The organism is Clostridium sp. (assembly GCF_029258205.1).
Lineage (GTDB): Bacteria > Bacillota > Clostridia > Clostridiales > Clostridiaceae > Sarcina.
Window position 1 is genome coordinate 21,961 of record NZ_JARHZJ010000040.1, and the last position, 7,117, is coordinate 29,077.

The following is a 7,117-nucleotide window of genomic DNA, read 5'->3' on the forward strand; positions in this document are numbered from 1 at the left end:
GTGATGTGGCTCGAGCAAGAAGTCCAAATAGAGATAAAGCATTTGAGATATATAAGGATCATGATGGAGATATTAAGTTAATTGATATAGCAAAAGAGTTAAACATAAAAGATTCTCAAATTAGAAAGTGGAAATCACAAGATAATTGGGAGGATAAATTAAAAGGAGCGTTACCAATAAGAAATAGTAACGTTACTAATCAAAATCAGAATAAAACTAATATAAAAAAAGATATTAAAGAGCCTATTGCAGAAGAGGTAAAAGAGGTATTAGAAAATGCTGAACTTACTGATAAGCAAAGGCTTTTTTGTATTTACTATATAAAGAGATTCAATGCTACAAAGGCTTATCAAAAGGCATATCAATGTAGCTATGAAACAGCATTAGTTGCAGGACCTAGATTGTTAGGAAATGTTAGGATTCAAGAAGAAGTTCAAAGCTTAAAAGAAGGTAAGCTCAATAGAATAATGTTAAGTGAAGAAGATATATTCCAAAAGTATATGGATATAGCTTTTTCAGATATTGGAGATTATTTATCTTTTAAAAAGGTTCGTAAAAACAAATGGACCACAAATAAAGATGGTGAAGATATTCCAGTTATTAATCCAGATACAGGAGAGCAAGATTACTTTGAATATAATGTAGTTGAGCTTAACGATAGTAAAGAGTTAGATACTAGCATATTACAAGAAGTATCAGAAGGAAAAGACGGAGTTAAGATTAAACTACAAGATAAGATGAAAGCCCTTCAATGGTTAGCAGATCACATGGGGATAGCTACAGAAGAACAAAGGGCTAAGATTAAGGTATTGGAATCAAAAATAAATAAAGGTGGACCAGGTAAAAATGATATGGTTCAAATAGTGGATGATATAGATGATTAAAGTAAAGTTAAAATGTATTATAGCTAAAAGTTTTTATGAATCTCACAAAGATATAAAACGAGAACTGCATACTCATTATTGGTTTAAAGGTGGAAGAGGAAGTACTAAATCCTCTTTTATTTCAATAGAAATTGTTTTAGGAATGATGAGAGATGCAGCAAAGGGAATAATGTCTAATGCTTTAATACTTAGAAGAGTTAAGGATACTTTATCAGAATCAGTTAGAGACCAAATTAAATGGGCCATAGATACATTAGGGGTAGAAAATGATTGGCATGTACCAGAAGCTAAGCTTACTATAACGTATAAGCCTACTGGACAAGTAATTAGATTTAAAGGGGCTGATAATCCTAAAAAGGTAAAGTCTACTAAAGTTCCTAAAGGATATATTAAATATATATGGTATGAGGAAGTAGATGAATTTGAGGGAAAGCCTAAAATTGATACAATAAACCAATCATTAATGAGAGGTGGTCCAAAGTTTGTAGTATTTTATTCATTTAACCCGCCAGAAAGCCAAAGAAACTGGTGCAATCAAGAAGTATTAGAAGAAAGAAAAGATAAGTTTGTACATCATAGTGATTATAGAACAGTACCGAGAGAATGGTTAGGTGAACAGTTCATAATTGAAGCAGAGCATATGAATAAGGTTAATCCAACTAAGTATGAACATGATTACTTAGGAGCTGTAACTGGTACTGGTGGAGAAGTATTTAGAAATGTTACTGTAAGACAGATAAGTGATGATGAAATTAAAATATTTGATAGATTAAAAAATGGTTTAGACTTTGGTTACGCAGCAGATCCATTAGCTTATGTTTTAATGCATTACGATAAGACTAGGAAAAAGTTATATATATTTGGAGAAGTGTACAAAGTTCAGTTGAGTAATAGTAAGGCAGTTGAAGAAATAAGAAAATTAAATAAAGATAATAGAAAGATTACTGCGGATAGTGCTGAACCTAGAACAATAAATGAATTTAAAACACTAGGTTTAAATATAGCAGGTGCAAAAAAAGGACCTGATAGTGTAGAGCATGGAATTAAATTTTTATCAGAAGAGATAGAAGAAATAATAATAGATCCAATAAGATGTCCTAATACAAAAAGAGAATTTTTAGGATATGAAATAGAAAAAGATAGTAATGGAAATCTTAAAGGAGAATACCCAGATAAAGATAACCATACAATAGATGCTGTTAGATACGGTATGGAAAGTGAAATGTTAAATAGAAAAGTTAAGATTAGAAGTAAATCTAAATTAGGAATAAGGTAGGTGATAAAGTGGCTATAGTGAAAGATAGAAGTTTATTGAATGAAGATGGAAGTATACCAGTAGAACTTTTAAGTAAGTGCTTAGAGGATCATAAAGTATTAGTAGATAGATATGAAGTATTGAATAATTATTATGGTGGTAAGCATAAGATATTAAATAGAATGTTTAATAATCCTAATATTCCTAACAATAAACTTGTTTGTAACCACGCACAGTATATAAGTGATATGGCTACTGGATATGTATTTGGTGTACCTATTTTATATTCTGGTGAAGGATCAGAGGAAATAAATAATATATTTACTGAAATAGATGAAGATAGTCATAACAATGAGTTAGCTTTAGATATAAGTATATTAGGTGTAGGATATGAATTGCTTTATATGAATGATGATGAAGTTCCTTATCCAGAATTAGCAACAATAAGCCCATTAAATAGTTTTCTAGTAGTAGATAATACTGTTAAGGAAAAACCAATGTTTGGAGTTTCATATAATGTTAGGTTAGATATAGACAATCAAATAAAAGGATATGATGTTAATGTATATACCGATGAAGAGGTTATACATTATTTTTTTGTAGACTTAAACAGTAAAGCACCTACCGAAGAAGATAGAGAACCTCATTATTTTAAGGGAATTCCTTTAATTGAATATAAAAATAACAAGAAGCTTATAGGGGATTTTGAGGGAGTTATAACTATAATAGATTCTTATAATAAACTTCAAAGTGATAGAGTAAATGACAAAGAACAATTAGTTGATGCATTCTTACTTATAGTAGGACAATCCTTAGGGGATGATGAAGATGAAGTAAGTAAGACAGTTCAGTATCTAATGGAAAATAAAATAATTGAGTTAGATGAAAAAGGTGATGCTAGGTGGTTAGTTAAGCAGCTTAATGAAGAGCAAACAGAAATATTAAAAAAATCACTCAAAGATGATATACATGAATTTTCTAAAGTACCATGTTTAACAGATGAAAATTTTGTTGGTAATGCTTCTGGTATAGCTATGAAGTATAAGCTATTAGGATTTGAACAGTTAGGTAAGACTAAGGAAAGATACTTTAAAAAAGGCTTAAGGCAAAGACTTAAACTTATGTCTAATATAGAAAATATAAGAGCAAAACACATTGATTCATCAAAAATAGATATTATCATGAAGAGAAGTTTGCCAGTAGATGAAGAATTATTAGCTAGAATATCTCAGGAAACATCTGACTTATTAAGTTGGGAAACTAGGGTACAAAGATTTGATAGTGAAATAGATGTTGAAGAAGAAAGAAAAAAACTTGATGAAGATAGAGAAAGAACTATAGAAGAAAATCAAAAAGCTTTTGGATCTTATAACTTTAAGAATGATATAGATGATAAGGGAGATGATAAAGATGAAGATTCTAGCATGGATAGTTCTAATAATAGTTAGTATATTTTCGTTAGTAACCTTTAAAAATGTATTTACTGGTAAAACTATCATAGATAGGGTTTGTCAGTTTATTGGCTTTATTCTTTACATATTAATCTGTATTATTTCTATATATGTTATAAGGTTATAAGACTATGAAGAAGAGAAGTAAACACTATTGGGAGCAAAGAGCTAACTCTAGAATGGAATCTTATCATAAGAATAGTGATGAAACTATATATAAGATTAATAAAGCTTATGATAAGGCTATAGCTGATATAAATAGCGATATAAATAAGATATTCAATAAATATGCAATAGAATATGGGTTAAGCAAAACAGAAGCAAGAAAATTACTAAACTCTTATATAAATGCAAAGGATTTAAAGAGTATAAGAGATAAAATTAAATATATTCAGGATGAAGATATAAAAAAATACTTAATGGCAAAGTTGAATTACTCTCCTTATAAAGCACGTATAACTAGATTAGAAGCTTTAAAGGAGAGTATTTATGCTAATACTAAGCTATTAGGAGAACAAGAATTAAAGTTAAGCACAAGTGACTACATTGATAATATGAAAGAAGCATATTATCGTAATATATTTGATGTTCAAAGAGGATTAGGAATAGGATTTAGTTTTTCTGAAATGCCTATAGATTTTATAGAAGAGGTATTAAAAAATAAATGGAGTGGGAAAAGCTATTCTCAAAGAATATGGAATAATACAGAGGTATTGGCAAATAGATTGGAAGAAGTAATAACAAGTGGTTTAATGAGTGGTAAAAGTTCAAAAAGAATGGCGAAAGAGCTGAATGATTTAAGTAATTGTGGTAAGTTTGCATCTGAAAGGATAATAAGGACAGAAACTACATACGTAACTAATATGGCAGAGATAGAAAGTTATAAAGAGTGTGATATAAGCAAATGTATTTTCTTAGCTACATTAGATTCTAGGACAAGTAAAATATGCAGGCATATGGATGGTAAAGTTTTAATCGTTGAAAATGCTAAAACTGGGGTTAATCTTCCACCACTACATCCTTTTTGTAGAAGTACAACTATAGCATATTTAGGAGAAAGCACATTAAGTGGATTAAAGAGAAGGGCAAGAGATCCTGTAACTGGAAAGACTTATGTAATTGATAATATGAACTATAATGAATGGTATGATAAGTTTGTAGTCAATAAGTATGGTAAAGATAAGGTAGAATTTTTAGAAAAAATTTCGAAGAATAAAGTTCATAAAGTATAATAATAGTAAAGAATGGAGTTCTTTAAAAAGTAACTTTAGAGATACAAACAGATATAATAAAATTATTGAAGAAGCTGATAGCTTAAATATTAAAGGTATTCCTATAAAGAATATAGATAGAATAGATTTGAAAGACTATAAGTTTGATTATAACCATATTAACAATGAGAGAAATCATGGTGTTACAAAAGATATGGCACAAGAATTTATAAATAATTCTAAAGTTGCATATAGTCGCTGGAATGGTCAAGTTGTTTTATATATATCAGATAGTGGGTGTACTTTAATTAATTTAAAAGACAAAAATGTTAGAACAGCTTATAGAAGTTCTGAATATGATGAAAAATTTAAAAAGTTATTGGAGGTTTTAAAAGATGATTAGGTGTCCTATTTTGAATAAAGATATAGATATAGGTGATTGTGTAGCAATAACTGATGTTGTAGATGGATGTATAAAAGAAAGAGTATTATCTAACGAAATATTAGAAGTTGAAAATTGGAAAGAAATATGTAAAAAATGTGAATACCATAATAATTAAAGCATTTACTTAAACTGATAAGTAGGTGCTTTTACTTTTTCTTTAAATTGTTATATTATTAAATTATTAACAATTTAAGGAGGAAATATAATGAAAAACAGAAGTACAGCAATTATATTATGTTTATTATTAGGTGTTTTAGGAGCACATCAATATTATTTAGGCAATTATGGAAAAGGTGTTTTATATACACTTACTGGAGGATTACTTGGCATAGGGTGGCTTTATGATCTTGTAAAATTAATAATAAATCCAGATAGTATTATGGGATGCAATTGTTATATAAAGAATAATAATAACACAATAAATACTTATGATGATAATGGACATATGCAAAGTAACAATGATGTTGTTAGGTGTCCTAGATGTGGAAGTACTCAATTGACAGCTAATAAAAAAGGATTTAGTCTTGTAAAGGGTGTAGTAGGTGCTTGTTTAGTTAATCCTATTACAGGAGTAGCAACAGGAATGTTGGGTAAAAATAAAATAGTAGTTACTTGTTTAAAATGTGGAAAACAGTTCAAAGCAGGTAAAGGAAGATAGTTAGAGCACTTACTTAATGTAGGTGTTTTTATTATGTATAAATTAAAAGGAGTGATTAAATGAAATTCGGATTAATATTAAAAGTTATGAAATAGGAGGTAATTAAGATGATTGTTTTAATGAACTTATCAGAAAAAACGAAGAATTATCTAATTTATAGTTTTGGAAATGATGAAAAAAATTTAGATGGAAAAGTGAAAATACCTTTAGATAACCCTAAAAATTTTGAAGTTTTAAAAGAATCAAAATTTTTATCAAACGAATGTATGATGAGAGGATTAGTTAAAGCAATAAGATTTATTCAAAATGGTGAAATAAAAGAGTGTATAGATTATATAAGCTAAAAAGCACTTACTTAAATAAAGTATGCATAAATTTAAAATAAAGGAGTGATTAAAAATGCAAAGTTATATTAGTACAAAATTAGTTAAAGCTAAACCAATGACTAGAGGTAAATATAATAAATATAGAGGATGGACTATTCCAGCAAATGAAAATCCATCGGATGAAGGATATTTGATTGAGTATAAAGATGGATATATTTCATGGTGCCCTAAAGAGCAATTTGAAAAGTATAACTTAAAGGTTGATGATAATAAAAATTTACCTTCAGGAGTTTCAATAGGTTCTAAAATGGTTAAAGACTTTATTAAATCATATGAAGTTATAGAACGTCATGGTAAAACAACAATAGTTCACGCTACTTTGATTAATGGATATAAGTTAACAGAAGCTTCAAGTTGTGTAGATCCTAAAAATTATAACAAAGAAATTGGAGTTAAATGTTGCTTAGAAAAAATAGAAAATCAAATATGGGCGTTATTAGGATTCTTATTACAAAGTTCTTATGAAGGTTTTAAATAATATTTAAGATTAATAATTTATTGAAGTCTTAGAAATAAGACTTTTTTATTTTGCCCTAAGCATGGCTTTAAAAGGCTTAAAAAATTGAATCTAGTGGGCTTGAACACTAGGGGCAAGGAGGAAATATGAAAAGAAATTTAATAATGAATGTACAGTTATTTGGTTTAGGTGGAGTATCTAGACCTTTTTTAAATGCAGATGGAGTAGCAGGCAATGGAGGAGCTGGAATTTCTGAAGGTGGAGATGGTAATACTGCTTCTACTGGAGATGGAGAAGGAACAGAAGGTAACGAAGGTGATAAGTCTTTTGATGATATATTAAAAGATAAAAAACATCAAAGTGAATTTGA

General features: G+C 28.6%; 10 protein-coding genes. All 10 read left to right on the top strand.

Translation table 11 applies throughout. The features are described from left to right. The first annotated feature begins 5 nt into the window (after window positions 1–5). Entirely contained in the window at window positions 6–884 is an 879-nt protein-coding gene (locus tag Q1J60_RS05595; RefSeq protein ID WP_300259429.1) for a terminase small subunit, read from the top strand. After that, window positions 877–2,160, top strand: a complete 1,284-nt coding sequence (locus Q1J60_RS05600) for a PBSX family phage terminase large subunit (RefSeq protein WP_300259431.1) — start codon at window positions 877–879, stop codon at window positions 2,158–2,160. Before Q1J60_RS05595 ends, Q1J60_RS05600 begins: the two co-directional genes overlap by 8 nt. 8 nt (window positions 2,161–2,168) lie before the next feature. Continuing rightward, window positions 2,169–3,587 carry a phage portal protein gene (locus Q1J60_RS05605; protein WP_300259433.1) on the top strand — a complete coding sequence of 473 codons (1,419 nt, stop codon included), beginning with the start codon at window positions 2,169–2,171 and terminating at the stop codon, window positions 3,585–3,587. Between the two features lie 134 nt (window positions 3,588–3,721). Beyond that, window positions 3,722–4,822 (top strand): minor capsid protein, encoded by a 1,101-nt coding sequence (locus Q1J60_RS05610; RefSeq protein WP_300259435.1) that lies wholly within the window; start codon window positions 3,722–3,724, stop codon window positions 4,820–4,822. Between the two features lie 127 nt (window positions 4,823–4,949). Then, the gene (locus tag Q1J60_RS05615) at window positions 4,950–5,204 is read left to right on the top strand and encodes a hypothetical protein (protein WP_300259437.1); all 255 of its coding nucleotides are present in this window, start codon (window positions 4,950–4,952) and stop codon (window positions 5,202–5,204) included. Continuing rightward, on the top strand, window positions 5,197–5,361 hold the full coding sequence (locus Q1J60_RS05620) for a hypothetical protein (RefSeq protein WP_300259439.1): 165 nt from the start codon (window positions 5,197–5,199) through the stop codon (window positions 5,359–5,361). The genes Q1J60_RS05615 and Q1J60_RS05620 overlap by 8 nt, the downstream gene beginning before the upstream one ends. A gap of 90 nt (window positions 5,362–5,451) precedes the next feature. Then, entirely contained in the window at window positions 5,452–5,904 is a 453-nt protein-coding gene (locus Q1J60_RS05625) for a TM2 domain-containing protein (protein ID WP_300259441.1), read from the top strand. A gap of 107 nt (window positions 5,905–6,011) precedes the next feature. Continuing rightward, window positions 6,012–6,248 carry a hypothetical protein gene (locus Q1J60_RS05630; protein ID WP_300259442.1) on the top strand — a complete coding sequence of 79 codons (237 nt, stop codon included), beginning with the start codon at window positions 6,012–6,014 and terminating at the stop codon, window positions 6,246–6,248. 55 nt (window positions 6,249–6,303) lie between these two features. Further along, window positions 6,304–6,768 carry a Gp49 family protein gene (locus Q1J60_RS05635; protein WP_300259444.1) on the top strand — a complete coding sequence of 155 codons (465 nt, stop codon included), beginning with the start codon at window positions 6,304–6,306 and terminating at the stop codon, window positions 6,766–6,768. 125 nt (window positions 6,769–6,893) lie between these two features. After that, the coding region (locus tag Q1J60_RS05640; protein ID WP_423249109.1) for a hypothetical protein at window positions 6,894–7,117 on the top strand (224 nt) is incomplete at its 3' end.